The sequence below is a fragment of the Paenibacillus sp. GYB003 genome, assembly GCF_036577625.1.
Taxonomy (GTDB): Bacteria; Bacillota; Bacilli; order Paenibacillales; family NBRC-103111; genus Paenibacillus_AB.
In genome coordinates this window covers 1-3,360 of record NZ_JARBDC010000074.1, presented here as the reverse complement: position 1 = coordinate 3,360, position 3,360 = coordinate 1, and the positions used below count along the sequence as shown (strand labels likewise).

1 rRNA gene is annotated in these 3,360 nt (G+C 55.1%); it reads right to left on the bottom strand.

Going from position 1 to position 3,360, the window contains the following annotated elements:
- Positions 1-182 precede the first annotated feature (182 nt).
- Positions 183-3,094 (bottom strand): 23S ribosomal RNA (locus PV407_RS24105).
- Positions 3,095-3,360: the final 266 nt, after the last annotated feature.

Genomic DNA, 3,360 nt, shown 5'->3' with positions numbered 1-3,360 from the left:
GGTCGTGTTCGGGATGGGAACGCGTGGATCCCCTCCGCCATCATCACCAAACGAAGATATAAGGTTCAGGATTTTCGGGGTCCCCGAAAAGTATCCGGAATCCGCTTCGAAGCTTCCCGTCACTTTTTGGGGTTCCTTACTCCCTGAAAACTGAATGCGAAACGAACGAGTGAAACGATGTTTTGGATAAGCCCTCGACCGATTAGTATTCGTCAGCTGCACGCATTGCTGCGCTTCCACCCCGAACCTATCAACCTGGTCGTCTACCAGGGGTCTTACGAATTGGGAAATCTCATCTTGAGGGGGGCTTCACGCTTAGATGCTTTCAGCGCTTATCCCTTCCGTACGTAGCTACCCAGCCATGCCTCTGGCGAGACAACTGGTACACCAGCGGTACGTCCATCCCGGTCCTCTCGTACTAAGGACAGCTCCTCTCAAATTTCCTGCGCCCACGACAGATAGGGACCGAACTGTCTCACGACGTTCTGAACCCAGCTCGCGTACCGCTTTAATGGGCGAACAGCCCAACCCTTGGGACCTACTTCAGCCCCAGGATGCGATGAGCCGACATCGAGGTGCCAAACCTCCCCGTCGATGTGGACTCTTGGGGGAGATAAGCCTGTTATCCCCAGGGTAGCTTTTATCCGTTGAGCGATGGCCCTTCCATGCGGTACCACCGGATCACTAAGCCCGACTTTCGTCCCTGCTCGACTTGTGGGTCTTGCAGTCAAGCTCCCTTCTGCCTTTGCACTCTTCGAATGATTTCCAACCATTCTGAGGGAACCTTGGGGCGCCTCCGTTACATTTTAGGAGGCGACCGCCCCAGTCAAACTGCCCGCCTGACACGGTCCCTCTACCGGATCACGGTAGCAGGTTAGAACTCCGATACGATCAGGGTGGTATCCCAACGTCGCCTCCGTCGAAGCTGGCGCTCCGACTTCTCAGGCTCCCACCTATCCTGTACAGATCGTACCAAAGTCCAATATCAAGCTGCAGTAAAGCTCCATGGGGTCTTTCCGTCACGTCGCGGGTAACCTGCATCTTCACAGGTACTAAAATTTCACCGGATCTCTCGTTGAGACAGCGCCCAAGTCGTTACGCCATTCGTGCGGGTCAGAATTTACCTGACAAGGAATTTCGCTACCTTAGGACCGTTATAGTTACGGCCGCCGTTTACTGGGGCTTCGGTTCACAGCTTCGGGTTGCCCCTAACCGCTCCCCTTAACCTTCCAGCACCGGGCAGGCGTCAGCCCGTATACTTCGCCTTGCGGCTTCGCACAGACCTGTGTTTTTGCTAAACAGTCGCTTGGGCCTTTTCACTGCGGCCCCCTCGGGCTATTCACCCTACCGAGGCACCCCTTCTCCCGAAGTTACGGGGTCATTTTGCCGAGTTCCTTAACGAGAGTTCTTCCGCGCGCCTTAGAATTCTCTTCCCACCTACCTGTGTCGGTTTGCGGTACGGGCACCTTCGCCTGGCTAGAGGCTTTTCTCGGCAGCTTGAGATCATGACCTTCGGTACTGCGATTTTCCCTCCCCGTCACAGCTCAGCCTTGCGGTCAGCGGATTTGCCTACTGACCAGCCTCACTGCTTGGACAGACATCCATCAGTCTGCGTCACTACCCTTCTGCGTCACCCCATTGCTCGTAACGGCTTACGGTGGTACAGGAATGTCAACCTGTTGTCCATCGACTACGCCTTTCGGCCTCGCCTTAGGTCCCGACTAACCCTGAGCGGACGAGCCTTCCTCAGGAACCCTTAGGTTTTCGGCGGACTGGATTCTCACCAGTCTTTTCGTTACTCATACCGGCATTCTCACTTGTGTACCGTCCACATGTCCTTCCGGTCATGCTTCAACCCGTACACAACGCTCCCCTACTGCGCATTGCTGCACCCATAGCTTCGGTGGCGTGTTTAGCCCCGTTACATTTTCGGCGCAGAGTCACTCGACCAGTGAGCTATTACGCACTCTTTAAATGGTGGCTGCTTCTAAGCCAACATCCTGGTTGTCTGTGCAACTCCACATCCTTTCCCACTTAACACGCACTTGGGGACCTTAGCTGATGATCTGGGCTCTTTCCCTCTTGACGATGGATCTTAGCACTCACCGTCTGACTCCCGGCAAGCAAGTCTGTGGCATTCGGAGTTTGACTGGACTTGGTAACCCTTGGCGGGCCCCGCACCCAATCAGTGCTCTACCTCCACGACTCTCTACCGAGGCTAGCCCTAAAGCTATTTCGGGGAGAACCAGCTATCTCCGAGTTCGATTGGAATTTCTCCCCTACCCCCACCTCATCCCCGAGCTTTTCAACGCTCGTGGGTTCGGGCCTCCAGTGCGTGTTACCGCACCTTCACCCTGGACAGGGGTAGATCACACGGTTTCGGGTCTACGCCTGCAAACTGATTCGCCCTATTCAGACTCGCTTTCGCTGCGGCTCCGCCTCTTCGGCTTAACCTCGCTTGCAAACGTAACTCGCCGGTTCATTCTACAAAAGGCACGCCATCAGCCGTTAACGGCCTCTGACTTGTTGTAAGCGCACGGTTTCAGGTTCTGTTTCACTCCCCTCCCGGGGTGCTTTTCACCTTTCCCTCACGGTACTGCTTCGCTATCGGTCGCTAGGGAGTATTTAGCCTTGGCAGATGGTCCTGCCGGATTCCGACGGGGTTTCCCGTGCCCCGCCGTACTCAGGATCCGTCTAGGCCTACGCAAGCTTTCGGTTACAGGGCTTTTACCTTCTGTGGCCGGCCTTTCCAGACCGCTTCGCCTAACCTGCTTCCGCCATATCGACGTCCTACAACCCCGCTCTCCGAAGAGATCGGTTTGGGCTTCTCCGCGTTCGCTCGCCGCTACTGACGGAATCACTGTTGTTTTCTGTTCCTCCAGGTACTTAGATGTTTCAGTTCCCTGGGTATGCCTCCGCGACCCCTATGAATTCAGGATCGGGTGACTGCGTATTACCGCAGCCGGGTTTCCCCATTCGGACATCCCCGGATCGAAGCCTGCTTACGGCTCCCCGAGGCATTTTCGTAGTTCGCCACGTCCTTCGTCGGCTCCTAGCGCCTAGGCATCCTCCGTGCGCCCTTATTAGCTTATCCTGAGAGCAATACGTAGTATTGCTAGCTACGTAAGCATTGCTGCAACCAACCTAAATTGGCTGCCGATTCGCTTCTAAGGCATTCGTACGATTGCCTTCGTTCTCGTTTCGTTTCGCTATCCAGTTTTCAAGGAACAAGCTGTCGTGCTGCTTCCGGCACATTCGCCAAAAGCGACATTTGCTAGTGTACCACATTCGCTTCCGACTTTTCAAGAGGCAAATCTTGTTTGTCGTCCGCGTCCGCAATACGTTGTTTGGTGGAGCCAA